A 26,259-nucleotide genomic window follows, 5' to 3' on the forward strand; every position below is an offset into this window, starting at 1 on the left:
ACGAGGAGAACGGGATGAGCCGTTATTACGATTTTTTCTGCCCGGTCAAGCTGATGGCGGGGGAGCAGGCACTGGAACAGTTGCCGGATGCCCTGAGGGGATTGGGAGCTGGCCGCCCCTTGCTTCTCACCGACAAGGGGGTCAGCGGCAGCGGGCTAGCCACCCTGCTGGCCGATGTGATGGCCGAAGGGGCCTTGCCGGTCGCCGCCATCTGGGACGAGATCCCGGCGGACTCCTCCACCGCCGTGGTGGAGCGGATCGCCCGCCACTACCGGGAGCTGGGCTGTGACAGCCTGCTCGCCCTTGGCGGCGGCTCCGTCATCGACACCGCCAAGGCGGTGAACATACTGGCGACCCTGGGGGGCGAGCGGCTGCTCGACTATGCCGGAGCGGATTGCCTGACCCGTCCCCTCAACCCCCTGGCGGTGGTCCCCACCACGGCGGGGACCGGCTCCGAAGTGACGCTGGTGGCAGTGATCAAGGATGAAGGGAGCGGGCGCAAGGTGCCCTTCACCTCCCCCTTCCTGCTGCCCCGGCTGGCGGTGCTGGATCCCCGCTTCACCCTGGGGCTGCCGCTGCCCATCACCGCCGCCACCGCCATGGATGCCATGACCCACGCCATCGAGGCCTTCATCGGCAACGGCAAGAACCCGGTCAGTGACGCCCTGGCCCTGATGGCGGTGGAGAAGATTGCCACCGCCCTGCCCAGGGTGCTGGCCCACCCGACAGACAAGGGCCTGCGGCTGCAACTGGCAGAGGGCTCCACCCTGGCGGGCATGGCGTTTTCCAACTCCATGGTGGGGCTGGTGCACGCCCTCGGCCACAGTCTGGGGGCACGCTGCCACCTGCCCCATGGCCTCTGCATGAACCTCTTCCTGCCCACCGTGCTCGACTACAACCGGCCCGGCATCGACCCCGAGCTCGCCCGCCTGCTGCTGCCCCTGGTGGGGCCGGAGTGCTTTGCCGCGACCCCGGCCGAGGGGAGACCCCAGGCCACCATCGAGGCGTTGCAGGCACTGCGCGATACCCTGTGGCAGACGGTCAAGCTGCCCCGCACCCTGCGGGAGGCGGGCCTCACCGACAAGGCGCTGCTGCCCGGGATCCGGGATCTCGCCATCAACGACGGCGCCCTGCTCTACAACCGCAAGGATGCGGACAGGGAACAGTTGCTGGCCCTGCTGGAGCGGGCCTGGGAGTAGCAGGCCCCTTGCCCGTCAGACATCGGGGGTGAAGACCCCGGTGGAGAGATAGCGATCCCCCCGATCGCAGATGATCGCCACCACCACCCCCTGCCCGATCTCCGCCGCCACCCGCAAGGCCCCGGCCACGGCGCCACCCGAGCTGACACCGCAGCAGATCCCCTCCTCCCGCGCCAGGCGGCGCATCATGACGAGGGACTCTTCCAGTGTCACATCCAGCACCCCATCGACCCGCGCAGGCTCGAAGATGGCGGGCCGGTAGGCCTCGGGCCAGCGGCGAATGCCGGGGATCTGGCTCCCCTCGGCCGGTTGCAGGCCGATCACCGCCACCGCCGGGTTTTGCTCCTTGAGGTAGCGGGAGACCCCCATGATGGTGCCCGTGGTGCCCATGGCCGAGACGAAGTGAGTGACCGCCCCGCCGCTCTGGCGCCAGATCTCGGGGCCGGTGGAGCGGTAGTGGGCATCCGGGTTGGCGGGGTTGTTGAACTGATCGAGCACCAGCCCCTCCCCCCGCGCCTGCATCGCCAGGGCGAGGTCTCGCGCCGCTTCCATGCCCTCTTCCACCAGCACCAGCTCGGCGCCGTAGGCCTGCATGGCGTCGCGCCGCTCCTGGCTCATGTTGCTCGGCATGATGAGTCGCATCCGGTAACCCCGGGACGCCGCCACCATGGCCAGCGCGATGCCGGTATTGCCGGAGGTGGCCTCGATGAGCCGGGCTCCTGGCGCTAAGTGACCACTCGCCTCTGCCTGCCTGATGAGGTTCAGCGCCGCCCTGTCCTTGACGGAGCCGGCGGGGTTGTTGCCCTCCAGCTTCACCAGCAGGGTGACGCCGGGGTGCGGATTGATGCGGCGCAGCGCCAGCAGCGGGGTGTTGCCTATCAGATCGTCCAGGGTGGCGAAGGCCATGACGGATCCATCCTCTCTCAATGTTCTATACCTTGCCTTGCGACCATTCGCAGGCCGGCCAGTGTAAGCGAGCCCGCCATGGGCGCAAAGAATGGCGTTGGCAAACCCTGTCCGCCATGTTCTGATCTTCCCATTCACCCAGAGAGGACTCCCGATGAGCGACATCCTTCACCAGGCCGATCAGCAGCAGTTTGTCTGCACCGTGGACGGCAAGCTCTCCCGCCTTGCCTATCGCCGGCTGGACGCCACCACGGTGGACGCCTACAGCACCCAGGTTCCCCCCGAGCTGCGCGGACAGGGGATTGCCGACAAGCTGGCCCGCCGCTTCTACGACTGGACCCTCTCTGAGGGGCTCACCATAGTGCCGAGCTGCAGCTACATCGACGTCTGGTTGCGCCGCAATGCCGGTTGAAGCCGGGGCGCTGCGGGAGGCGCACCTGCGGGCCTGCACCGAGGCCCTGCTGCGGGCCGATCACCCGCGCATGGATTGCCTCCGGGCTGCGCGGGAGCTGGCGCTGCCCGACTGGGCCCTGGGGGCGGGCTTCGTGCGCAACCTCATCTGGGATCACCTCCATCACAAGGCCGAACCCACCCCGCTCAACGACATCGATCTTATCTATCTGGACAGCGCTGATCCGACTGGATTGAAGGAGGCCGATCACGAAGCCTGGCTCGCCGCCAGGATGCCAGGCCAGTTGTGGGAGGTGCGCAACCAGGCCCGCATGCATCTGCGCCAGCAGGTGCCTCCTTTTGCCAGCTCGCTCTCGGCCCTCAGCCACTGGGTGGAGATACCCACCTGCATCGGAGTCCGCCTGTTGGCAGATGATGCGTTCGAGTGGCTGGCCCCCTACGGCTTTGCCCCCAACTGGTCCCTGGTGGTGAGCCCCAATCCGCGCTGTCGCCAGGAGAGCTGTATCTTTAGCGAACGGGTCAGGGCCAAGGAGTGGCAACGCATCTGGCCTGACCTTGTGGTGAACTGGCCATGAGCGGATTGCAAAGGGCCGACAACCTTGGGCACACTAAGAAAAAGATGTTTGTAACTCAATGGGTTAAATAATGCGCGACTTCTTCTCTCTCGAGCGCTGGCTGCCGGGGCTCGCCGCCTTGCTGCAATACCAGCGGGCCTGGCTGATGCCGGATCTTCGCGCTGGTCTCTCGGTCGCGGCCGTGGCCCTGCCCGTGGCCATCGCCTATTCGGAGCTCGCCGGGGTGGGCGCCATCGTCGGCCTCTACTCCTGCATCCTGCCCATGGTGGTGTATGCCCTCTTTGGCACCTCCCGTCAGCTCATCGTCGGTCCGGATGCCGCCACCTGCGCGGTGATCGCCGCCGTGGTAACGCCGCTCGCCGCCGGGGATCCCACCCGTCACTGGCAACTGGTGATGACCATGACCGCCATGACCGGCTTCTGGTGCCTCATCGCCAGCCGCTTCAAGCTGGGGGTGCTGGCAGACTTTCTCTCCCGCCCCATCCTGATGGGGCTGCTCAACGGGGTGGCCATCACCATCATGGTGGGCCAGCTCTCCAAGATCTTCGGCTTCACCTTCAGCGAGCGCTACCTGATAGAGCGGATCCTGAACGGCACCAGCTACATTACCCAGACCCATCTGCCCACCCTGGCCATGAGCCTGACGGCCCTGCTCACCCTGCTGCTGGCCAAGCGCTACAGACCGGCCTGGCCCTCCTCCATGGTGGCCATGGTGGTGACGGCGGCCCTGGTGTGGCTGTTCAATCTCGGCCGCGTCGACATCGCCACCCTGGGGACCATCGGCTCGGGGCTGCCCGCCTTCCAGATGCCGGACTTTCCCCCCGGGCTTATCCGTGAGCTGGTGCTGCCCGCCCTCAACCTCGCCATGGTGAGCTTCGTCTCCATGATGCTCACCGCCCGCAGCTTCGCCGCCAAGAACGGCTACGAGATTGATGCGGACAAGGAGTTTAGGGCGCTGGGCATGGCGAACCTGGCCGCCGCCGCCTCCCAGGGGTTTGCCATCAGCGGGGCGGATTCGCGCACCGCGGTGAACGACGCCAACGGCGGCAAGAGCCAGCTGGTCTCCATCATCGCCGCCGCCGTCATCGCCCTGGTCACCTTCTACCTGACGGCGCCGCTGCAATACATTCCCACCGCCGCCCTCGGCGTGGTGCTGGTGATGGCCTCCCTGTCGCTCACGGATTTTCGCGGCCTCTGGGCCCTGCGCGACTCGGATCGCGCCGCCTTCTGGCTCGCCCTGGTGACCTTTGTCAGCGTGCTCACCATGGGGGTCATTCCGGGCATCACCCTCGCTGTCCTGCTGGGGCTGTTCCAGTTCCTGCGCAACGTGATGCGCCCCACCGACCAGCTGCTCGGCATGGACGACGAGGGCGTGGTGCGCACCCTGGGGGACAACGAGCAGGCCAAGGCGATTCCCGGCATCCTGGTCTACCGCTTCAACTCCCCGCTCACCTACTTCAACGCCCCCTACTTCAAGCGGCGGGTGCTGGCACTGCTGGTGCAGGATCCCCACAATCCCAGGTGCCTGGTGGTGGATGCGGTGGCCTGCTTCACCCATCAGGACATCAGCGTGATGAGCATGGTGGGAGAGCTGCACAAGGAGCTCAAGCGGCGCGGCATCCACATGGTGATGGCCGGTCGGCACGGCCAGATGAGCCAGTGGTTCAAACAGGCGGGTATCCGGGTCGGCGAGGATGGCATCATCCTCTGCCCCGACATGTACCAGGCCCTGCGCATGACCCGCTGTTACCGGGAGCCGGTGTTCCGGGATGACGAGGGGGTGGAGAGCACCACGGATGCCCTGCTCACCCGCTGGCCGCACGATGACGACCTGCCCGACTCGGCGCGCCTCACCCGCCCCAGCGAGCAGGAGGCCGGCGCCACGCCGGTCTGAGACACATCCTCTGGTCGCAGGCCCCCTCCTCCTGCGACCAGGATTGCACCCCGCCCCCGCTTGGTGTTAAATGCCCCTCCAGTTGGCCCTGACGAGGGCCATCGCCAGCACCTGGATATCCCATGCAGACTCAATCCCACGCGGGCCCGGGCTCCCTGTTCGCCCTGACCTGGCCACTGTTCATCGATCTGGCCCTTCACTTTCTGACCGGGGCCCTCAACACCTTCATGGTGGGCCACGTCTCCTATCAGGGGGTGGCGGCCCTCGCGGTGGGCAACCAGGTCTTCGATCTCGCCATCACCCTGTTCAGCTTCGTCAGCATCGGCACCAGCGTGGTGATCACCCAGTATCTGGGGGCGGGAGACAAGGAAAAAGCCCGCGTCGTCATCCACACCGCCATCGGCTTCAACCTGCTGGTGGGACTGGTGGCCGCGGTCGGCGTCATGGCGGGGGCCGGCACCATGCTGGCGCTGATGAACCTGCCTGCCCACCTGATGAGCGACGGCAGCCTCTACCTGCAGATCATCGGGCTTTGCCTGCTGCCGGAGGCGGCGGCCCTCTGTCTGGCCGCCACCCTGCGTGCCCACGGCCACACCCGCCAGGCCATGTACGTGACCCTCATCGTCAACCTCATCACCTTCGTCGGCAACCTGCTGCTGCTCTATGGCTGGTTCGGCCTGCCCCAGCTCGGGGTCGCCGGGGTCGCCATCAGCACGGTGGCCGGGCGCATCGTCGGGGTGGTGCTGCTGGTATGGCTGGTGGCGCGCAAGACCGGCATCCGGCTGCGTCTGCCCGAGATCGTCCGCCCAAGCCGCGCCATGCTGGACAAGGTGCTGCACATCGGGCTGCCAGCGGCGGGGGAGAACCTCTCCTGGATGCTGCAGTTCATGGTGGTGACCGCCTTCGTCGGCCTGCTCGGCGACAAGGCGCTGGCGACCCAGTCCTACTTCTTCCAGATCTGCCTGTTCATCCTGCTGTTCGGCCTCTCCATCGGCCTTGGCAACGAGATCATCATCGGCCACCTGGCGGGGGCCCGACGCTTCGATCAAGCCTATCGCCAACTGATGAAGAGCCTGAAACTCGGCCTCATCGTCACCGCCGCCATCGCCATCGCCGCCGCCCTCAACGGCCGCGCCATCATCAGCCTGTTCACCGACGACGCCGACATCATCACCCAGGTGGCGCAGCTCTTCCTCATCAGCCTCATCCTCGAACCCGGTCGCACCTTCAATCTGGTGGTGATCAACGCCCTGCGCGCCACCGGGGATGCCCGTTTCCCGCTCTACATGGCGCTCGTCTCCATGTGGGGCATTGCCGTTCCCCTGGCCTATTTCCTTGGTATCATGCAGGGCTATGGCCTGGTAGGCATCTGGCTGGCCCTCGCCTGCGACGAGTGGGTGCGCGGTCTGGCCATGTTCTGGCGCTGGCGCAGTCGTCGCTGGCAAAACAAAATTCTTGTCGAAACATAAGCGGAATCACCATGAAGAAAATCGGACTCTTGTTGACGGCCATCCTGCTCAGCCCGCTCGCCATGGCGCAAACCGCCCCGGCGACCCCCAAGGCGCAGGCTCCCCAGACCTGGTATGTGGCCCCCATCGTCATCGACGAGACCAGCGAAGCCCAGAAGGCCCTGACCAAGGAGTTCACGGCCCAGATGATCAAGACCATCAAGATCAACGAGTACCAGACCGGCAAGGCGGTGGGCAAGACCAAATCGCCCAAGTGGCTGATCCGCACCAAGCTGATGCCCGCAAGCCAAGAGCCCCTGGTCGGCAAGAAGCACCCGCAGGGCCTCACCTACGGCAAGGGCATCCCCACCCAGGAGATCGTCGGCGAGCTCATCATGAACGGCACCCTGGTGGCCCACATCGGTCAGGGCTGGCGCGAACCCATCGTGCCGGGCACACCGGTGGCGGAGAAGATCTCCATCGCCAACTACCAGTACGCCATCGGCAACGAGGCCAAGGCGCCGGATCTGGAAGAGCTGGCGGCGCAGATCGGTTTCGAGGCAGGCAAGGTGATTGCCAGAGACGGCAAGCCCCTGCCCGAGAAGAAAAAGAAAAAAGAGTAAACGGCTCACCCGTTTCCAGTCAGGGGCCTCGCGCCCCTTTCTGTTGCCCGCCCCGTTGCAGACCCCCTCTCCCGAATGTGAAGCGGATCCCGCTTCTTTCCTCTGCTGCCCCAGGGTCAGCAGGCAATCATCTTGTAATTCAAACAGTTAAAAATCGCCCTTCCCATGCAGCAAATCCGTGGCCCCGAATTGGATCGGGATCACGTTTCTCCCCGGCAGTAAGGGGTACTTTGGTCTTGCAGGCACAATCAAACGACAACAAGGAGGCTTCATTACATGTTTCCGGAGTACAGAGATCTCATCTCGAAACTGAAGAGCAGTGATGTCCATTTCCAGAAGAAGTTTGACTTGCACAACGACCTGGATGTGGAGATCAGAAAGCTGGAGAAACACCACGCCAGCGACTACAGCTCCGAGGTGAAGGATCTGAAAAAACAGAAACTTAAACTGAAAGAGGAGATATACGACATCCTCAAACAACATCCACACTAGACGCCTCGACGAATACCTGGATAAGCAACTTATCCTGCCAGCCCGGCCCGACGCCGGGCTTTTTGTTGGCCGCCCCAAGGCGCGGCAACGGCCACTTCCCTTGGCACCGGAAAACGAAGCGGGCCAATGGCCCGCTTTGTCTTACCTGTTTCACCCCATGATCACACCGGCGGATGGAAATGGCTGGCCTCGCGGGTAGCCATCTCCTCGTAGGTGGCCCACTTCTGCCACGCCACTTTTTGCGCCACCTGCATCAGCCGCTGTGCCTCTTCCGGGTGGCTCTGGGCCAGCACCCGATAACGGGTCTCCTCCTGCCGGTATTCGGCGAGCGGGATGGAGGGGCGCAGGCTGTCGAGGCTGAAGGGATTCTGCCCGGCACTGCGCAGTACCGGGTTGTAGCGCATCAGCGGCCAGTGGCCCGAATCGACCGCACGCTTCTGTTGGGCCAATCCCTGCTCCATGTCGATGCCGTGGGCGATGCAGTGGCTGTAGGCGATGATAAGGGACGGGCCCGGATAGGCCTCCGCTTCCCGCAAGGCCTGCAGCGCCTGCTGCGGGTTGGCACCAAAGGCGATGCGGGCGACATAGACGTTGCCGTAGGAGATGGCCTGCAACGCCACATCCTTCTTGGCCAGCGTCTTGCCTCCCGCCGCGAACTTGGCGACGGCGCCGAGCGGGGTCGATTTCGACATCTGGCCACCGGTGTTGGAGTAGACCTCGGTATCCATCACCAGCACGTTCACATCGCGGCCGGAGGCGAGCACATGGTCGAGCCCTGATGAGCCGATGTCATAGGCCCAGCCATCGCCGCCGATAATCCAGACCGAGCGCCGCACCAGCTGATCAATCAAGGAGAGCAGCTCGCGGGCCTTGCCGGATTTCACCTCTTCCAGCCGCTCCCGCACTTGCGCGACCCGGGTGCGCTGGGCGCGGACCTCCGACTCCAGCCGCTGCGGGGCGCTAATCAGGGTATCGACCAGCTCGGCGCCCAGCTCCCCCTTCATCGCTTCAAGGGCCGCCACCGCCTGACCGTGATGCTGATCGGCGGTGAGACGAAAACCAAAGCCAAACTCGGCGTTGTCCTCAAACAGGGAGTTCGACCAGGCCGGCCCCTTCCCTTCGCCATTCTTGGCCCACGGCGTGGTCGGCAAGTTGCCGCCGTAGATGGAGGAGCAGCCGGTGGCGTTGGCCACCAGCATGCGATCCCCAAACAACTGGGTCAGCAGCTTGAGATAGGGGGTCTCGCCACAACCGGCGCAAGCGCCGGAGAACTCGAACAGGGGTTCGAGGAACTGGGTGCCGCGCACCGTGGAGAAATCCACCCGCTCGCGGGCAGGCCACGGCAGGCTCTCGAACCAACGCAGCGCCTGCTTCTGACCAGCCAGATGGGGGGCCTTGTCCATCATGGCGATGGCGCGCTCGCCTTCATGGCTCTCATCCGCTCCGGTCCGCACTGGACAAGCCTGCACGCACTGGCCGCAGCCGGTGCAATCCTCCGGATAGAGCTGCAAGGTGTAGCGGCTGTCGGGGAAGCCCTTGGCGGTGACGGGCACCGACTGCGCTACCTCGGGGGCGGTCGCCAGCCAGTCCTGATGGTAGAACTTGGCCCGCAGCGCCGCATGGGGGCAGACAAAGACGCAGTTGCCGCACTGGATGCAGATATCCGAATTCCAAATCGGGATCTCGCGGGCGATATCCCGCTTCTCGAAGCGGCTGGTGGCGGTGGGGTAAGTGCCATCCACCGGCAGCATGGAGACGGGGATCAGATCGCCGCGCCCCGCCAGCATCTCGCCAGTGACCCGCTGGACAAACTCGCTGCCACCCGGCGCCAATGGCAGCGGATAGTCGCTGATCTGCTCCTCACCGGCCGGGATGACCACCTGATGGAGGTGGGCCAAGGTGTCATCCACCGCCGCGAAGTTGCGCTCGACCACTTCGGGCCCCTTGCGGGCATAGCTCTTCTCGATGCTCTCCTTGATCAGCGCAATCGCCTCATCCCGCGGCAAGATGCCGGCCAGGGCGAAGAAGCAGGTCTGCATGATGGTGTTGATGCGATTGCCCATGCCGTTACGCTCGGCCACCCGATCCCCATCGATGCAGTAGAGGCGGATATCGAGGGCGCGGATGCGGGCACGCAGCCGCTCGGGCAGCTCGGCCCAGACCCGGTCGGGCTCATAGGGGGCGTTGATCAGCAGGGTCGCCCCTTCGGCGGCGTGCTCCAGCAGGTCTACCGACAGGGCAAAGCCCCACTGGTGGCAGCCGATAAAGCTCGCCTGCTCGATAAGCCAGGGGGCGTCGATGGGCTCGGGGCCAAAGCGCAGGTGGGAGACGGTGCGCGAGCCCGACTTCTTGGAGTCGTAGACGAAGTAGCCCTGGGCGTGGAAGCCCTCCAGCTCGCCGATGATCTTGATGCTGTTCTTGTTGGCGCCCACCGTGCCATCGGCACCGAGGCCGAAGAAAAGCGCCCGCACCCGGCTGGCAGGTTCCAGATCACCGATGGGGTGCCAGGCCAGACTGAGGCCGGAAACGTCGTCCACTATCCCCACGGTAAAGCGCGGGCGCGGCGCATCGGAGGCCAGCTCCTCGAACACCGCCGCGCACATGGCGGGGGTGAACTCTTTGGAAGAGAGGCCATAGCGACCGCCACTGAGCCAGGGCAGCCGCTTGATAAGGCCGCGCTGCAAGCCGTCGATGAGGGCGCTCTGCACATCCAGCAGCAGCGGCTCGCCGCCTGCCCCCGGCTCCTTGGTACGATCCAGCACCGCCATGCGCCGTACGCTCTGCGGTAGCGCGTCGAGCAGCGCCTGCACCGGGAAGGGGCGATAGAGGCGAATGACCAGCACCCCGGTCTTGCGATCCTGCTGGTTGAGCCAATCCACCGTCGTGCGGGCGGTGGCCGCCCCCGAGCCCATCAGCACGATGACGTCGGTGGCATCGGGCGCGCCGTGGTACTCCACCAGCCGGTAGTGACGGCCGGTCAACTCGCCGAGGCTCTCCATGCACTGCTGCACCCGCGCCGGCACCGCTTCGTAGAAGGGGTTGACGCTTTCGCGGGACTGGAAATAGGTATCCGGGTTCTGGGCGGTGCCGCGCATCACCGGATGATCCGGGTTGAGGGCCCGCGCACGGTGGGCCCGCACCCAGTCGTTGTCGATCAGCGCCCGGATCTCATCTTTGTGCAGGGCGGTGATCTTGTTCACCTCGTGGGAGGTTCGGAACCCGTCGAAGAAGTGGATAAAGGGCACCCGGCACTGCAGGGTGACGCTGTGGGCGACCAAGGCCAGGTCCTGCGCCTCCTGCACCGAGCCGGAGGCGAGCATGGCAAAGCCGGTGCTGCGCGCCGCCATCACGTCCTGATGGTCGCCAAAAATCGACAGCCCCTGCGCCGCCAAGGATCGGGCCGCCACATGGAACACCGCCGAGGTCAATTCGCCGGCGATCTTGTACATGTTGGGCAGCATCAGCATCAGCCCCTGACTGGCAGTGAAGGTGGTGGCGAGCGCCCCCGCCTGCAGGGCGCCGTGTACCGTGCCGGCCGCCCCCCCTTCACTCTGCATCTCCACCACCGTGGGGATGTTGCCCCACAGGTTGGTCTGCCCCTGTGCCGCCCAGGCGTCGGCCAGTTCGGCCATGGTCGAGCTCGGGGTGATGGGGTAGATGGCACACACTTCGCTCAGCTGGTACGCCACCCGGGCTGCGGCTTCGTTGCCGTCAACCATGATCAGTTCATGTTTCATTGGGACTCCTCCGGTTGGCGAAGCTCGATGGCGTGGCAGGGGCACTGGTCGTGGCAGGCACCGCAGCCGGTGCAGCGCTCGGCATCCACCCGATACCCCAGACCCGGCCCCAACTTGGCGATGGCCTGCTCGGGGCAACTGCCGTAGCAGCCGTCACACTCGAAGCAGTTGCCGCAGGAGTAGCAGCGCGCCGCCTCGTAGCGGGCTGCCGTCTCGTCCAGCCCGCCGATGATCTCGCCAAAGTCGTCCCGCGCCGAGGGCGGTTTGACCGGCTGGCTGCTGGCCGGCGCATGGGTCTGGAACCAGAGCTGCAACTGCTCCGGCCCCACCAATGAATAGGAAAGCGGCTTGTGGTAGAGGCGACCGCGCAGCCAGGCATCCATGTGGCGCGCCGCCTTCTTGCCGTGGCCGGTGGCGATGGTGACGGTGCGCTCGGAAGGCACCATGTCACCGCCGGCAAACAGACCCGGTACATCCGTCATCAGGTTCTCGCCAACCTGTACTACTCCCTCCTTGTTGACCCGCACGCCGGGGATGCTCTCCAGCACCGAAAGGTCGACCTCCTGACCCAGCGCCAGAATGAGGGAGTCTGCTTCGAGGGTTTCAAACTTGCCGGTGGGCACCGGCTTGCCCTCGGCATCCAGCGCCATCACCTCCACCTCGATGTTGGTACTGTCGAGCTGGCGGATGGTGCGCAGCCAGTTGATCTTGATCCCCTCCTCCTCGGCCTCATCGGCTTCAAAAGCGTGGGCTGGCATATGGTCCCGGTCGCGGCGGTAGATGATCATCGCCTCCTCGACCCCGAGGCGACGAGCGGTACGGGCCGCATCCATGGCGGTGTTGCCGCCGCCGTAGATGGCCACCCGCCGTCCCAGTTTTGGCGGTGGCAGTCCTTTCTCTTCGGCCAGACTCGCCTGTTCTAGGAAGCTCACCGCATCGAGGATCTTGCCCGCCTCCCGGGCCGGAATATCGACCCGCTTTGCCAGATGGGCACCGATGGCCATGAAGACGGCGTCAAAGCCCCCCTCGTCACGCGCCTTGAGCACATCCTCCACCTTGTGGTTGAGGGTCAGGGTGACACCGGCCGCGACGATGCGGGCCACCTCCCGATCCAGCACATCGCGAGGCAGGCGGTAGGCGGGAATGCCGAAACGCAGCATGCCGCCCGCCAGCGGCCCTGCCTCGCGGATCTCCACCTGATGGCCGAGCCGATTGAGGTGCCAGGCGCAGGAGAGGCCGGAGGGACCGGCACCGATCACCAGCACCTTCTTGCCGCTGGCAGGGGCAGGTGGCACAGGCAGCCAGCCCCGGGCCAGCGCCTCGTCGCCGAGGAAGCGCTCGATGGCGTGGATGGAGACGGCATCATCCACCTGGGCACGGTTGCAGGCGCTTTCGCAGGGGTGATAGCAGACCCGCCCGTGGACCGCAGGCAGGGGATTTTCTTCGATCAGTCGTTGCCAGGCCGCCTCAAAGCGGCCTGCTTCGGCCAGGGCGAGCCAGGCCTGGATGTTCTCGCCAGCCGGGCAGGCGTGGTTGCAAGGTGGCAGGGCCGGCCGCCAGACGGGCAGCCGGGTGCGGACCGGGCCTGTTCCCGTTTTCTGGGAGAGATCCGGCTGTGGGGTCATATCCAGTTGTTTGCTCATACATTGCTTTCTTCTTTTTGTGTGACAGGCCCCATCCGATGGCGCTTGATACCGTTTTGCCTGGGCAGACGGTGGCCGGAGAGGGAAGAAACGAAAGCGTCAGAAACTGGAAGCTGGCCCGATGATGGGCCGTTTTTTGTACGACATGGTGGATCAGGATCAATAAATGTTGCGCTTTATGGGTCGCCCCCTTCACAACCGGATCCCCGTCACACCCCGCAGCCATTCGGGCCTGTCGCCCGAGCCCCCTCGCCGCCCTCGACATGGGCAGCAGGAGAAGATTGCCGCCCGGGGCAGGAATCGTTATCTTCCCCTCTTCACAGGAATCGCCACAGCACAAGGACCAGGACATGCCGACCCTCGCCAGCATACATCTCTACCCCATCAAATCGACGGCAGGCATGCCGCTGGAGCGCGCCCAGGTGACCCAGGAGGGACTTGCCGGGGATCGCCGCTACATGGTGGTCAAACCGGATGGCACCTTTATCACCGCCCGCACCCATCCCCAGTTGCAGCAGGTGGTGGCCACCCCCGTCCAGGGGGGGCTGCAACTGCGCTATCCGGGTCTGCCCCCCCTTGCCCTCATGGAGGCGGCATTCAGTCGCGCCCCTCAGCACACCGGTGTCTGGGGGGATCGCTTTACCGCCTTGCACACCGGGCCCGACGCCGATGAGTGGCTGAGCCGGGTGGCGAGGGAACCGGTGCGCCTGCTCTGGCTCGGGGAGGCATCCGATCGTTTTCGGGAGAAGACCGGCACCCGGGTAAGCTTTGCGGACGGCTACCCCTTGCTGCTCATCAGCCAGGCTTCCCTTGAGGATCTCAACCTGAGATCCGATGCCTTGCACCAGATGAGCCAGTTTCGTACCAACCTGGTGGCGAGCGGCACCCGCCCCTTCGAAGAGGATGGCTGGAAGCGGATCCGCATCGGCGAGGTGGAGTTTCGGGTGGACAAGCCGTGCAGCCGCTGCATCATGACCACGGTGGAGGCAGGCACGGAGCGCTTCAATGCCCTGAAAGAGCCGCTGGCCACCCTCACCCGCTACCGCCGTGGCGAAGATGGTGAGGTCTATTTCGGCCAGAATCTGGTGGCCCTGAACGAGGGGTGGATTGAGGCGGGCAGCGAGATCGAGGTGCTGGAGCGAGCCCGGGCGCCGGTCTACCCCAACGCGGCCCCGAAAAAGCGGGAGCTGGTGTGCGTCGCCCGGGAACCCCTGGCCCGGGATCTGGAAACCTTCTGGTTCGAGGCCGCCGACGGCGAGCCCCTGCCCGACTACCTGCCTGGCCAGCACCTGCCCATCAGCCTCGATATCAAAAACACACGGGTTCAACGCCGCTACACCCTGAGCTCCACGCCGGAGCGGCCCGAGCGTTACAGCATCAGCGTCAAGAAGCTGGCCGATGGCCGCCTCTCCCCCTGGCTGCACCATGAGCTGCGCGTGGGCGATCACCTGCTGGCCGCCCCCCCGGCCGGCGAGTTTCACTTAGGGTCCGAGCGCAGGCTGCTCCTGCTCTCGGCGGGATCCGGTGTCACCCCCATGCTCTCCATTGCCCGCACTCTGGCACTACGGGGGGAGCTCGGTGACGTCCACTTCATGCACCTGTGTCGCAGCGAGGCGGATATTCCTGCCGCCAGCGAGCTGCACGCCATGGCGCAGCAGGGAATGACCCTCACCCTGATCCTGAGCCAGCCTGACAAACACTGGCAGGGACTCAGCGGCCGTCTGAATGACGATCATCTGGGCCGGATCCGGGATTTGCAGGAGCGGGAGGTGTTCATCTGCGGCCCCCACGGCTTCATGGCCGATGCAGCCAACCGGCTGACCGCCCTCGGCGTACCGGCCGGGCGCATCCGCCAGGAGAGCTTTGGCGGGGCCCTGCTCTCGGTGGCCCGCCCCCATCAGGCGGTGCAACTGCGTATCGGCGAGCGGGAGTTTGCGGGCAACAACCAGGGCACCGTGCTGGATCAGGCCAACAAGCAGGGGGTAGAGCTGCCCTGGAGCTGCCGTGCCGGCATCTGCGGCAGTTGCAAGCAGACCCTGGTCTCGGGCGAGGTGGATCACCCCGATGCCCCCGCCATCAGCGCCGCCGAGCGTGCCGAGGGCAAGATCCTCACCTGCTGCGCCGTGCCCCTGACGGATCTGGTGATCAAATAGGGTGATCGGGGGGCAAAACCCCGTCCCCGGAATGCAAAACGGCTGCCCGAGGGCAGCCGTTTTCTTTAGATGACTGGCTATCAGCCACGCAGGGCGGCGATGCGCTGCTCGATGGGCGGGTGGCTCATGAACAGCTCGCTCATGGAGCGCTTGCCGTTGATGCCGAACGCCATCATGGAACCCTCCATCTGCGGCTCGGCACCGCGGGCGAGACGCTGGAGCGCGGCGATCATCTTGTCGCGGCCGGCCAGCTTGGCGGCACCGGCGTCGGCACGGAACTCGCGCTGACGGCTGAACCACATGACGATGATGGAGGCGAGCACGCCGAACACCATCTCCAGCACGAACACGGTGATCATGTAGGCGAAACCGCCGGTGCTGCTGCTCTCTTCCTCGTTGTTGGAGCTGAAGAAGTTGCTGATGACGCCGGCCACGATGCGGGCGAAGAACATCACGAAGGTGTTCACCACCCCCTGGATCAGGGTTAAGGTCACCATGTCGCCGTTGGCCACGTGGCTCACCTCGTGGGCCAGCACGGCTTCCGCCTCGTCGCGGCTCATGCTGTAGAGCAGACCGGAGGAGACGGCGACGAGGGAGTCGTCACGGCGGGCGCCGGTGGCAAAGGCGTTCATCTCGGGGGAGTCGTAGATCCCCACTTCCGGCATCTTGATGCCAGCCTCACGGGCCTGACGGGCAACAGTGCTCACCAGCCAGTGCTCGGTCTCGTTGCGGGGCTGCTCGATGACCTGGACGCCATAGCTGCGCTTGGCCATCCACTTGGACATCAGCAAGGAGATAAAGGAACCCCCAAAACCGAACACGGCGCAGAACACCAACAGACCGGAAATGCTGGACTTGTTGATCCCCAGAACCGAGAACAGGATATTGAGTACCACCCCCAGCACCAGCATGACGGCCAGGTTGGTCACCAGGAATAGCATAATTCGCTTCATATTGACTCCTTGTGAGATATGGATGCATGGTTCGGGGCGCCCCAGGGGCGACCGATGCCACACTTGCCCCAGATAATAGACAGACTCGATGAATGTTTGCTGAATGTCTGGCCTCAGAGCAAGGGCGACACATCGAGACAGTGGTGCAAATCCACCTCATTCACCGCGTCCACGAAGGGGAGTTCCCCCAGAAATGGGGCCGGCAACATGGCTTTCAAGGTGTCCAGGTTCTCCTCGTAGCGGCTCATGTGCGGATCCACCCGGTTAATGACCCAGCCCGCCAGGGTCAACCCCTGCTGGCGAATGGCGCTGACGGTGAGCAGGGCATGGTTGAGGCAGCCCAGCCTGGCCCCCACCACCAGGATCACCGGCAGCCGCTCCTGGGCGACCCACTCCGAGAGCAGACGCTGATGATCCAGCGGCAGGAACCAGCCCCCCGCCCCTTCGACAATGACGAGATCGGCCCCAGCTCCCTCAATCTCCCGCAAGCCGGCGGACAGCCCCTCGAAGGGGATGCTCGCCCCCCGCTCACGGGCGGCGATATGGGGGGCGATGGGCGGCTCGAAGGCATAGGGATTGACCTGCTCGTAGGGCAGCGCAACCGTGGCCGCCTGCTGCAACAGCAAGGCATCCAGATTGCGAAGCCCCTCCGGGGTGCGGGTGCAGCCCGCCGACACCGGTTTGTACCCGGCGCAGCGAATGCCTCTGGCGGCAAGCGCCAGCAACAGGGTGCGGGCCACCAGGGTTTTGCCCACGTCGGTGTCCGTGCCCGTGATGAAATAGGATGTCCCCATGATGATTCCTCGATGCAGTGCAGGGGCGCAGAGGCGCCCCGATATCCATGGTGAAAGGCAGGCGCGCGTCCTGCCGCTGAAGGGGTGGGTGCGCCGGGTCTTTTTGTGTCAGCGCCGCACCAGGCGCCCGAGGCAGACCTCGTAGCTGGCGGCCAGCAGGCCGTCCGGTTGACGGTGGCGCTCGTAGGCCTCCCCCAGTCGCACCAGGCGCTGGCGATGACCCAGGCCCGCAGACCGCTCGTCGTTGACCTGGCTCGCGCCTATCCCCTTGAGGTCGCGCAGCAGTCCGCTGAGCGCCGGGTAGGCGAGGGACCAGGTCAGCGGGCAGAGTGCCGGGGCCTCGAAGCCCCCGTCACGGGCCGCCTGCTGCAACTGAGGCAACGTCAGGAAGCGATTGACATGGTCACGACCATCCACGGCCCGCCAGGCCTCCCGCAGTTGCCACAGTGACCCCGAAAGCAGGGTCGAGAAGAAGACCTGTCCACCGGGTTTGAGCACCCGGTTGAGCTCGGCAAAGGCCTGGGCCGGCCGCTCGCACCACTGCAGGGCCAGGCTGGAGAAGACCCAGTCCAGGCTCTGGTCGGCAAAGGGCAGTGCCTCCGCATCGCCGCACACCAGGCGGGCTCCGCTGCCGCGAAGGGCCGCCTGGGCCAGCATGCCGGGTGCGAGATCCAGCCCGGTCAGCGTCTCGCAGCGCGGCGCCAGGGCAGGCAGGAAGAAACCGGTGCCGCAACCCAGATCCAGCCCGGCCCCTGAGCGCACCTCTTTCACGCCCCCCTCGTCCATGCGCGCCAGCAGCGACTGCCCCACCTCCTGCTGGAAGCGGGCGTGGGCGTCGTAGTGGCGGGCCGCCGCCCCGAAGCGGCGGGCGAGCTGCGCCTTGTCCACTGACTGGAAACGCTCATGCACCATGGGCGCCCCCTCTCTCGTCGGTGGATGGGCGGGGCCCCAGGGCCTCGAGCAGGCGATCCACGTCATCTTCGCCATGGGCGGCGCACAGGGTGATGCGAAGGCGCGCCGTGCCGACCGGCACCGTGGGCGGGCGGATGGCGCCGGCCCAGACACCGCATTCCCGCAGCCGCTCGGCCAGTTGCAGGGCAGCGACGCTCTCCCCCACCAGCAGCGGCTGGATGGGGGTATCGCTTGCCCCAAGCCGCCAGCCGAGCGCCTGCGCCCCCTGCCGGAACCGGGCGACAAGGCGAGCCAGGTGGGCACGGGCCTCGTCGGCTACACGTACCAGCTCGATGCTCTGGCGCACGGCGCACGCCTGGACGGGGGGCATATGGGTGCTGTAGACATAGTGGCGGGCAAAATTGACCAGGTACTCCACCAGCTCGCGACTGCCACCCACAAAGGCGCCGGCCACCCCGAGCGCCTTGCCGAAGGTCCCCATCTGGATGTGCACGCTGGCAGGAGCAACCCCCTGGGCCGCCAGGGTGCCGCGCCCCTCGGCACCCAGCACGCCGAGGCCGTGGGCATCGTCAATCATCAGCCAGTTGCCGCTTCGGGATGCGAGTGTGGCCAGCTCAGCCCAGGGGGCCTGATCCCCGTCCATGCTGAAGACCCCTTCCGAGACGATCAGGCCCCGGTTTGGCTCAAGCAGCCGCTCAAGGGCCGCCATGTCGTTGTGGCAAAAGCGCTTCATCTTGCAGGGGAGCTGGCTCCCCATCTCCTGCAGGGAGGCGTGGTTGAGCCTGTCCTGCCACAGCAGGTGATCCTTGCCGAGCAGGGCCTTGAGCACCGCCTGATTGGCGGAGAAGCCGCAGTTGAACAGCAGCACCGCCTCCACGCCGAGCCAGTCGGCAAGCGTCTCTTCCAGCTGCTGGTGAGCGCGACTGTAACCGGTCACCAGGGGCGAGGCGCCTGCCCCTGCGCCATATTGCGCCACCCCCGCCGTGAAGGCGGCCTTGATGGCGGGGTGACCGGCAAGGCCCAGGTAGTCGTTGCCAGAGACGTTGAGGTAATCACGCCCCCCGACCCGGATCCGCCCACCGCTCGCGGCCTCCACCGGGGTGCGGCGGCGCAGCAGGGCGGCCTGCTCACGCTCGGCCAGGGCCTGCCCCAGTGCAAAGGGGCCGGTGACAACGGGGGTCATCATGTACGGACGGCTTCTGCGCGGGGACGAGTGGCGTCGTAGAAGAGCTCGCTGGGCTCGCTCTGGCGACTCACCTCGGCCAGCAGCTCCTCCTCTTGAACCTGATCCGGCTTCTGGGCCCGCTGGGCGGGGCGAATGCCAAGGCGCTTGAAGAGCTGCATGTCGCTGTTCTCGTCCGGATTGGGGGTGGTCAGCAGCTTGCAGCCGTAGAAGATGGAGTTGGCCCCGGCCATAAAGCACATGGCCTGCATCTGCTCGTTCATCTTCTCCCGCCCGGCGGAGAGGCGCACGTGGGAGGCCGGCATCATGATGCGCGCTACGGCGATGGTGCGGATAAATTCGAACGGGTCCAGGTTCTCCTGGTTCTCCAGGGGCGTCCCCTTCACCTTGACCAGCATGTTGATGGGCACGCTCTCCGGGTGGCGCGGCAGATTGGCCAGCGCCATCAAGAGGCCCGCACGGTCTTTCGCCTGCTCCCCCATGCCGACGATGCCGCCGGAGCAGACCTTCATGCCGGCGCCGCGCACATGCTCCAGGGTGTCGAGCCTGTCCTGATAGGTGCGGGTGGTGATGATGTCGCCGTAGAACTCCGGCGAGGTGTCGAGGTTGTGGTTGTAGTAATCGAGCCCCGCAGCCCCGAGACGCGCCGCCTGATCGGCGGTCAGCATCCCCAGCGTCATGCAGGTCTCCATACCGAGCCCGCGCACCTCTTCAATCATGCGCAGGATATAGGGCATGTCCTTCTCTTTCGGGTTGCGCCAGGCCGCCCCCATGCAGAAGCGGGACGAGCCGTTGGCCTTGGCCTCCCGGGCCCGCTCCAGCACTTTTTCCACCTCCATCAGCCGCTCGGTCTCGAGCCCGGTGTGGTAGCGAGCGCTCTGGGGACAATATTTGCAATCTTCCGGGCAGGCCCCGGTCTTGATGGAGAGCAGGGTGCTTACCTGCACCTCGTTCGGGTCGAAATGGGCGCGGTGCACAATCTGGGCCTGGAACAGCAGATCGTTGAATGGCAGGGCAAAGAGATCCTGAACCTCGGACAGGGTCCAGTCGTGACGAAGGGCGTGGGCACCCGCGGTGAGAGCATTCATACATGGCTTCCGGTTGTTATTGGTGGGATCCTGCGCCGCGCTCAAGAGAGCGTTCGCCGCAAGACCCGCCAGCTGGACAGCGCGACGCCAGGGCGTGCGCGAAGCCAAGTGGCTGAAATTGTTGGCTAGTGTAGAGAGCACGCGTAGACTGTCAACACCGACCAGATCAAATCAATTGACAACAGAACACAAAATGACCAACCAAGAATTCGACCTGCACCACGTCTGGCACCCCTATACCTCCCTCACCCATCCCCTGCCCTGCTATGAAGTGGCCAGCGCCAAAGGGGTGACCCTCACCCTGACGGACGGGCGCGAGCTGGTGGATGGCATGAGCTCCTGGTGGGCCTGCGTTCACGGCTATCAGGTGCCGGAACTGGACGCGGCCGCCACCGTCCAGCTCGGCAAGATGTCCCACGTGATGTTTGGCGGCCTGACCCATGCCCCGGCGGTCGAGCTCTGCCGCAAACTGGTGGAAATCACCCCGAAGGGGCTGGATCGGGTCTTTCTGGCGGATTCCGGCTCGGTGGCGGTGGAGGTGGCCCTCAAGATGGCCCAGCTGTACTGGCATGCCAAAGGGACGCCCCGCGCCAAGTTCGTTGCCCTTCGGGGCGGCTATCACGGCGACACCTTCGGCGCCATGAGCGTGTGCGACCCGGATGGCGGCATGCACGAGCTCTACCAGGGCTTCCTGCCCGAACACCATTTCGTCGAAGCGCCAAGCTGCCGCTTCCACGCCCAGTGGGACGAGCAGAGCGTGGTGGAGCTGGCCACCCTGGTGGCGGATCATCACGAGGAAATTGCCGCCATCGTGCTCGAACCCATCGTCCAGGGGGCGGGCGGCATGCGCTTCTATCACCCCCGCTACCTGCAGTGGGTGCGCGCCCTGTGCGACGAGTTCGGCCTGCTGCTGATTGCCGACGAGATAGCCACCGGCTTTGGCCGCACCGGCCAGCTCTTTGCCTGCGACTGGGCGGGGATCAGCCCCGACATCATGTGCCTGGGCAAGGCACTCACCGGCGGCTACCTCACCCTCTCTGCGACCCTGACCACCGAGCATGTCGCCCACACCATCTGTGACGGCAAGGCGGGCGTCTTCATGCACGGCCCTACCTTCATGGGCAACCCGCTCGCCTGCGCGGTGGCCAATGCCTCCATCGATCTGCTGCTCGCCTCCCCGTGGCAGGCGCGAGTGCAAGCCATCGAACACCAACTCAAAACCGAACTGGTGGAGCTGACCCTGCACCCGGCGGTGGCCGATGTCCGGGTGCTCGGCGCCATCGGGGTGGTGGAGATGAAGGAGCGGGTGGACGTGGCGCGCATCCAGCGCAAATTTGTCGAACTGGGCGCCTGGATCCGTCCCTTTGGCAAGCTCATCTACCTGATGCCCCCCTTCGTCATCACCTCTGAAGAGCTGCGGGTATTGACCGGCGCCATCCACGAGGCCATCACCAGCGGCGAATATTGAGTCCGGATGAACGGGCCCTGCATGAGAACGCAGGGCCTTTTGGCGCTTTTTCATCAGAATGTGAGCAAGACACCAAAACCCGTCCGGCGAGGAGAGTAGACTGCGCGGGTTTTACCCAACAGATGTACCAGTCCCATGCGCCTCTCCATTGCTGCCAAGATCAACTTCTTCCTGCTCTTCATCTTCTCCATGGTGTTGGTGTTTTCCGCGGCCTATCAGGCGGTGCGCGAGCGTGACCTCATCCTGACCCTCATCAAGGAGCAGAGCCGCGAGCAGACCGAGGCCTACTTCGACGGCCTCAACATGCTGATGCTGACCGGCAAGATGGACGCCCGCGACACCCTGCGCGCCAAGTTTCTCGATCACGCCCACGTGGAAGATGCCCGCATCGTGCGCGGGGCGGCGGTCAACAAGCAGTACGGGCCGGGCCGTGACGACGAGGCCCCGAAGGACAGGTTTGATGCCCTGGCGCTGGCGGGCAAGGGGAGCCTGGAGGTAGAGCATGACGGCATGCACAGCCGGCTGGTGGTGACCCGCCCGCTGCTGGCCAGAAAGGATTTTCGCGGTACCGACTGCACCAGCTGCCACCAGGTGCCGGAAAACACCGTGCTGGGGGCGGTGCGTTTTGACTACTCCCTCGACACCCTGTTTACCCGGGTGGAGCAGAACATCCTCACCTCGGCCCTGAGCCTCACCCTCATCTTCGGGCTGGGACTCCTGCTCACCCTCTGGGTCATCCGCACCTGGATAGTCCGCCCCCTCAACCAGCTGACCCGCTCCATGGAGGAGGCCACCGATCGCAACGACTTCGGCCACAGGCTGGAGGGGGATGAAGGGGACGAGATTGGCCGGGTGGCGCTCGCCTACAACCAGATGCTCGACAGCGTGGAGCGCCAGATAGGCAAGCGCCCCGCCTCTCAGGGGCTGGATGACGGCGACGGCCCTCAGCCCCGGTAGTAAAGCAGCAGGCAGGCCACCAGGATCAGCAGCAGGATGAAGAGATTGACGTGGCGGGCATCTTCCTGCCGACGGCTGCGGCCACGGGCCAGCACCAGCACCACCAGGGTCAGCAGGCAGCAACCCCAGAGCCCGCGCTCCAGCCAGGGGGTGAGCAGGGGGTCCCAGCTCTGGCGCACCTTGACGCCCCCATAGACCAGAAAGCCGTAAGCCACCTCTGGCCGGGCGAAGTGATAGAGGGAGAGCAGGGCGACAAAGCCGCCCCAGCAGAGGATCACCAGCCCCTGCAACACCCGTATCCAGCCATCCGGCCCCCGCCTGCGCTCCTTCACCCTCACCCCCGTCCAGCCGCCATGATCCATGCACGATGCATGGGGAAATCCCCGCAAGGGTCCGACATTTTTGCTTGTTTATCAAACCTGCGCGGGTAAGATGAACGGCTTAGTCTGCCATGGTGGGCCAACTGCGCCCGGGCCAGACCCCTAGTGTTGCAAATAGCGCTGCAAGAACAAGCTGGAGACAATATTTCGATGACGCACGCATCCGTAGTTGATGTGCTGGCCGGTAAGTATTCGGTCGGCACCACCCTGACTGTGAAAGGGTGGATCCGGACCCGCCGCGATTCCAAGGCGGGGATCTCATTTTTGGCCGTTTCCGATGGCTCCTGCTTCCATCCGGTGCAGGCCGTCGCCCCCAATACCCTGGCCAATTACGAGAATGAAGTGCAACGTCTGACCACAGCTTGCTCCGTCGAAGTGACCGGCACCGTGGTCGAGTCCCAGGGCAGCGGCCAGGCGTTCGAACTGCAGGCCACCGAGGTCAAGGTGGTGGGCTGGGTCGAAGATCCGGACACCTACCCCATGTCTGCCAAGCGCCACAGCATCGAGTACCTGCGCGAGCAGGGCCACCTGCGTGCCCGCACCAACATCGTCGGTGCCGTGACCCGGGTGCGCAACTGCCTCTCCCAGGCCATTCACCGCTTCTTCCACGAACAGGGCTACCTCTGGATCGCGGCGCCCCTCATCACCGCCTCCGACACCGAAGGGGCCGGCGAGATGTTCCGCGTCTCCACCCTGGACATGGAAAACCTGCCGCGCACCCCCGAAGGCAAGGTGGACTACGACAAGGACTTCTTCGGCAAGGAGACCTTCCTGACCGTGTCCGGCCAGCTGAACGTCGAAACCTACGCCTGCGCCCTGTCCAAGGTCTACACCTTCGGCCCGACCTTCCGCGCCGAAAACTCCAACACCAGCCGCCACCTGGCCGAGTTCTGGATGGTGGAGCCGGAAGTGGCCTTCGCCGATCTGGAAGACAACGCCGCCCTGGCCGAGGCCATGCTGAAGTACGTCTTCAACGCCGTGCTGACCGAGCGCCGCGACGATCTGGAGTTCTTCGCCCAGCACGTGGACAAGGACGCCATCGGCCGTCTGGAGCGCTTCGTCGCCTCCGACTTCGCCCAGATTGACTACACCGACGCCATCGACGTGCTGCAAAACTGTGGCAAGAGCTTCGAGTTCCCGGTCTCCTGGGGCATCGATCTCTCCTCCGAGCATGAGCGCTACCTGGCCGAGGAGCACTTCAAGTCCCCGGTGGTGGTGAAGAACTACCCGAAGGACATCAAGGCCTTCTACATGCGCCTCAACGACGACGGCAAGACCGTCGCCGCCATGGACGTGCTGGCCCCGGGGATCGGCGAGATCATCGGCGGCTCCCAGCGTGAGGAGCGTCTCGAGGTGCTGGACGCCCGTCTGGCCGAGATGGGCCTGAACAAGGAAGACTACTGGTGGTACCGCGACCTGCGCCGCTACGGCACAGTGCCGCACTCCGGCTTTGGTCTGGGCTTCGAGCGTCTGGTGGTCTACGTGACCGGCATGGGCAACGTCCGCGACGTGATCCCCTTCCCCCGTACCCCCCGCACCGCCGAGTTCTAAGGCGACCGCCTGCTCGCACAGTGCAAGAGCCGACCTCTGGGTCGGCTTTTTTATGCCTGTCGTTTCCCCCTCGTCTCCCTCCTTCCCACGACCCTGGCCCGGTTTTGCCTTTGGTAAAGCGGGTTGGCCGTAGTTTTTATGCACTTAAATCGGAAAAAAGCGGGTTGTTGAAGCAACGCAAATTTTTACCCCTTTAGGGGTGACAGAATATCCATAACCCTTCAGGGGTAATTGACGACAGCGGATCCCGGGCAGCTGGCCGATGGGGACATGGATAAAACACACGAGGTAATGGAATGATCTTGATGGAATTTTTGGTGGTACTCGGCTGCTTGCTGCTGGGAACCCGCTTTGGGGGCATGGGGCTTGGTCTTATCAGCGGCATCGGCCTCTTCCTGCTGACCTTCGTCTTCGGCCTGGTGCCGGGCGAGCCGCCGGTGCAGGTGATGCTGACCATACTCGCGGTGATCGGCTGCGCCGCCACCCTGCAGACTGCCGGCGGCCTCAACCTGATGATGCAGGTGGCCGAACGCCTGCTGCGCCGCCACCCCCAGTACATCACCCTGCTGGCGCCGCTCACCACCTGGACCCTCACCTTCCTGTGCGGCACCGGCCACGTGGTCTACACCATGTTCCCCATCATTGCCGATATCGCGCTGCAGAAGAACATCCGCCCGGAACGCCCCATGGCGGTGGCGTCCGTCGCCTCCCAGATGGCCATCTGCGCCTCGCCGGTCTCGGTGGCCGTGGTCTCCATGGTCTCCATCCTGGCGGCGGCCCACGGCGTGGGTCAGGCCTATGGCCTGCTCGACATCCTGATGATCGCCATCCCCTCCTCCCTCACCGGTGTCATGGTGGCGGCCCTCTGGAGCCTGCGCCGCGGCAAGGATCTGGACAAGGACGAGGAGTTCCAGGCCAAACTCAAGGACCCCGCCCAGCGCGACTTCATCTACGGCGGCGGCGAGACCCTGCTCAATACCAAGTTCCCGAAAGAGGCCTATTGGTCGACCTGGATCTTCTTCGCCGCCATCGCCGCCGTGGTGCTGCTGGGTGCCGACGAGGCGCTGCGCCCCGTCTTCACCATCAAGGACAAGACGGGCCCCCTCTCCATGAACCTGGTGATCCAGATGATGATGCTGATCGCCGGCGCCATCATACTGATGCGCTGCAAGGTCAAGCCGGGGGAGATCGCCAACGGCGCCGTCTTCAAGGCGGGCATGGTCGCCATCTTCTCCGTGTTCGGGGTCGCCTGGATGAGCGAGACCTTCTTCCAGGCCCACATGCCGCTGCTCAAGGAGTCCCTCTCCCACGTGGTGCAGGCCCAGCCCTGGACCTACGCCCTGGTGCTCTTCCTCATCTCCAAGCTGGTGAACAGCCAGGCGGCGGCGCTCACCGCCATCGCCCCCATGGGGCTGGCGCTGGGGGTGGAGCCCAAGCTGCTCATCGCCTTCCTGCCGGCGAGCTACGGCTACTTCGTGCTGCCGACCTACCCGAGCGATCTCGCCTGCATCGGCTTCGACCGCTCCGGCACCACCCGCATCGGCAAGTTCATCATCAACCACAGCTTCATCCTGCCCGGCCTCATCGGGGTGGTAACCTCCTGTACCCTGGGCTTCATCCTGACCAGCATCCTGCTGTAACAGGCATCCAGTGCGAGCGGCTCCCCCGTGGGAGCCGCTTTTTTATGGCTATGTCCCAATTACGTGTTGCATGGGGCGCCCCAGCGCCTCATGCAAGCAACGTGGTACATTCACTTCCCGCCCGTAGCGCTCCAACATCCTTCGCCAACCCAGATAATTTCTCAGATAGTGGGTCGCTACCCCATGGAACCGCTCCATCCACTCTTTCAATCGACGGTGATATCCGTTTACATGCTGGATGTGGTACGCGCC

Annotated in this window: 21 protein-coding genes and 1 pseudogene; 12 read left to right on the forward strand and 10 right to left on the reverse strand. The window is 65.1% G+C overall.

Features of this window, described 5'->3' with window-relative positions; genetic code table 11:
• Nucleotides 1-14 precede the first annotated feature (14 nt).
• On the forward strand, nucleotides 15-1,199 hold the full coding sequence (locus tag J9893_RS02400) for an iron-containing alcohol dehydrogenase (RefSeq protein WP_210600171.1): 1,185 nt from the start codon (nucleotides 15-17) through the stop codon (nucleotides 1,197-1,199).
• Nucleotides 1,200-1,214: 15 nt separating this feature from the next.
• Here J9893_RS02400 and cysM read toward each other — a convergent pair whose 3' ends face one another.
• Entirely contained in the window at nucleotides 1,215-2,105 is an 891-nt protein-coding gene (gene cysM / locus J9893_RS02405) for a cysteine synthase CysM (RefSeq protein ID WP_010674079.1), read from the reverse strand.
• Nucleotides 2,106-2,259: 154 nt separating this feature from the next.
• Here cysM and J9893_RS02410 point away from each other — a divergent pair, with 154 nt between their 5' ends.
• The 6 genes from J9893_RS02410 (at nucleotide 2,260) to J9893_RS02435 (ending at nucleotide 7,548) form a co-directional block, all read left to right on the forward strand.
• The gene (locus J9893_RS02410; RefSeq protein ID WP_041212700.1) at nucleotides 2,260-2,517 is read left to right on the forward strand and encodes a GNAT family N-acetyltransferase; all 258 of its coding nucleotides are present in this window, start codon (nucleotides 2,260-2,262) and stop codon (nucleotides 2,515-2,517) included.
• Complete coding sequence (locus J9893_RS02415) at nucleotides 2,507-3,091, forward strand: nucleotidyltransferase family protein (RefSeq protein WP_210600170.1); 585 nt, start codon at nucleotides 2,507-2,509, stop codon at nucleotides 3,089-3,091. The genes J9893_RS02410 and J9893_RS02415 overlap by 11 nt, the downstream gene beginning before the upstream one ends.
• Nucleotides 3,092-3,161: 70 nt before the next feature.
• Complete coding sequence (locus J9893_RS02420) at nucleotides 3,162-4,985, forward strand: SulP family inorganic anion transporter (protein ID WP_039039857.1); 1,824 nt, start codon at nucleotides 3,162-3,164, stop codon at nucleotides 4,983-4,985.
• A 122-nt stretch (nucleotides 4,986-5,107) separates the two neighbouring features.
• Complete coding sequence (locus tag J9893_RS02425) at nucleotides 5,108-6,454, forward strand: MATE family efflux transporter (RefSeq protein ID WP_010674075.1); 1,347 nt, start codon at nucleotides 5,108-5,110, stop codon at nucleotides 6,452-6,454.
• 11 nt (nucleotides 6,455-6,465) lie between these two features.
• Entirely contained in the window at nucleotides 6,466-7,056 is a 591-nt protein-coding gene (locus J9893_RS02430) for a hypothetical protein (RefSeq protein WP_039039859.1), read from the forward strand.
• A 276-nt stretch (nucleotides 7,057-7,332) separates the two neighbouring features.
• Entirely contained in the window at nucleotides 7,333-7,548 is a 216-nt protein-coding gene (locus J9893_RS02435) for a DUF465 domain-containing protein (RefSeq protein ID WP_143237319.1), read from the forward strand.
• A 161-nt stretch (nucleotides 7,549-7,709) separates the two neighbouring features.
• On the opposite strand, the gene nifJ is transcribed toward J9893_RS02435, so the two are convergent.
• On the reverse strand, nucleotides 7,710-11,285 hold the full coding sequence (gene nifJ / locus J9893_RS02440; RefSeq protein ID WP_143237318.1) for a pyruvate:ferredoxin (flavodoxin) oxidoreductase: 3,576 nt from the start codon (nucleotides 11,283-11,285) through the stop codon (nucleotides 7,710-7,712).
• Nucleotides 11,282-12,928 carry an NAD(P)-binding protein gene (locus J9893_RS02445; RefSeq protein WP_143237317.1) on the reverse strand — a complete coding sequence of 549 codons (1,647 nt, stop codon included), beginning with the start codon at nucleotides 12,926-12,928 and terminating at the stop codon, nucleotides 11,282-11,284. The genes nifJ and J9893_RS02445 overlap by 4 nt, the downstream gene beginning before the upstream one ends.
• Before the next feature lie 350 nt (nucleotides 12,929-13,278).
• Here J9893_RS02445 and J9893_RS02450 point away from each other — a divergent pair, with 350 nt between their 5' ends.
• On the forward strand, nucleotides 13,279-15,081 hold the full coding sequence (locus J9893_RS02450; RefSeq protein WP_143237316.1) for an MOSC N-terminal beta barrel domain-containing protein: 1,803 nt from the start codon (nucleotides 13,279-13,281) through the stop codon (nucleotides 15,079-15,081).
• Nucleotides 15,082-15,161: 80 nt separating this feature from the next.
• Here the strand turns inward: J9893_RS02450 and htpX are convergent, their stop codons facing one another.
• The 5 genes from htpX to bioB all read right to left on the reverse strand — a co-directional run bounded on the left by htpX (nucleotide 15,162) and on the right by bioB (nucleotide 20,011).
• Nucleotides 15,162-16,034, reverse strand: a complete 873-nt coding sequence (gene htpX / locus J9893_RS02455; RefSeq protein WP_010674070.1) for a protease HtpX — start codon at nucleotides 16,032-16,034, stop codon at nucleotides 15,162-15,164.
• Nucleotides 16,035-16,147: 113 nt separating this feature from the next.
• Nucleotides 16,148-16,828: a dethiobiotin synthase gene (gene bioD / locus J9893_RS02460; protein ID WP_041215555.1), complete on the reverse strand. Its 681-nt coding sequence runs from the start codon at nucleotides 16,826-16,828 to the stop codon at nucleotides 16,148-16,150.
• 108 nt (nucleotides 16,829-16,936) lie between these two features.
• The gene (bioC, locus tag J9893_RS02465; protein WP_113070485.1) at nucleotides 16,937-17,740 is read right to left on the reverse strand and encodes a malonyl-ACP O-methyltransferase BioC; all 804 of its coding nucleotides are present in this window, start codon (nucleotides 17,738-17,740) and stop codon (nucleotides 16,937-16,939) included.
• Nucleotides 17,730-18,926 carry an 8-amino-7-oxononanoate synthase gene (bioF, locus tag J9893_RS02470; protein ID WP_042882501.1) on the reverse strand — a complete coding sequence of 399 codons (1,197 nt, stop codon included), beginning with the start codon at nucleotides 18,924-18,926 and terminating at the stop codon, nucleotides 17,730-17,732. The genes bioC and bioF overlap by 11 nt, the downstream gene beginning before the upstream one ends.
• On the reverse strand, nucleotides 18,923-20,011 hold the full coding sequence (gene bioB, locus J9893_RS02475; protein ID WP_143237315.1) for a biotin synthase BioB: 1,089 nt from the start codon (nucleotides 20,009-20,011) through the stop codon (nucleotides 18,923-18,925). The genes bioF and bioB overlap by 4 nt, the downstream gene beginning before the upstream one ends.
• Before the next feature lie 193 nt (nucleotides 20,012-20,204).
• Between bioB and bioA the strand changes: the two genes are divergently transcribed.
• Together bioA and J9893_RS02485 are read left to right on the forward strand one after the other, a co-directional pair.
• A complete protein-coding gene (bioA, locus tag J9893_RS02480) occupies nucleotides 20,205-21,479 on the forward strand; it encodes an adenosylmethionine--8-amino-7-oxononanoate transaminase (protein ID WP_143237314.1) in 1,275 nt (424 codons plus the stop codon).
• Between the two features lie 135 nt (nucleotides 21,480-21,614).
• Nucleotides 21,615-22,436 carry a HAMP domain-containing protein gene (locus J9893_RS02485; protein WP_053288636.1) on the forward strand — a complete coding sequence of 274 codons (822 nt, stop codon included), beginning with the start codon at nucleotides 21,615-21,617 and terminating at the stop codon, nucleotides 22,434-22,436.
• On the opposite strand, the gene J9893_RS02490 is transcribed toward J9893_RS02485, so the two are convergent.
• Nucleotides 22,424-22,798, reverse strand: coding sequence for a hypothetical protein (locus J9893_RS02490; RefSeq protein ID WP_223302528.1), 375 nt, complete (start codon nucleotides 22,796-22,798; stop codon nucleotides 22,424-22,426). The two genes, J9893_RS02485 and J9893_RS02490, sit on opposite strands and share 13 nt — an antisense overlap.
• Before the next feature lie 168 nt (nucleotides 22,799-22,966).
• On the opposite strand from J9893_RS02490, the gene asnS reads away from it, so the two are divergent.
• Complete coding sequence (gene asnS / locus J9893_RS02495) at nucleotides 22,967-24,367, forward strand: asparagine--tRNA ligase (RefSeq protein WP_039039869.1); 1,401 nt, start codon at nucleotides 22,967-22,969, stop codon at nucleotides 24,365-24,367.
• A gap of 296 nt (nucleotides 24,368-24,663) precedes the next feature.
• The gene (locus J9893_RS02500; protein ID WP_143237313.1) at nucleotides 24,664-26,007 is read left to right on the forward strand and encodes an anaerobic C4-dicarboxylate transporter; all 1,344 of its coding nucleotides are present in this window, start codon (nucleotides 24,664-24,666) and stop codon (nucleotides 26,005-26,007) included.
• 48 nt (nucleotides 26,008-26,055) lie between these two features.
• On the opposite strand, the pseudogene J9893_RS02505 reads toward J9893_RS02500, so the two are convergent.
• Nucleotides 26,056-26,259 (reverse strand): annotated as a pseudogene (locus J9893_RS02505) (IS1595 family transposase); the annotation flags it as partial.

The organism is Aeromonas sp. MaB10011B (genome assembly GCF_017939325.1).
Taxonomy (GTDB): domain Bacteria; phylum Pseudomonadota; class Gammaproteobacteria; order Enterobacterales; family Aeromonadaceae; genus Aeromonas; species Aeromonas caviae.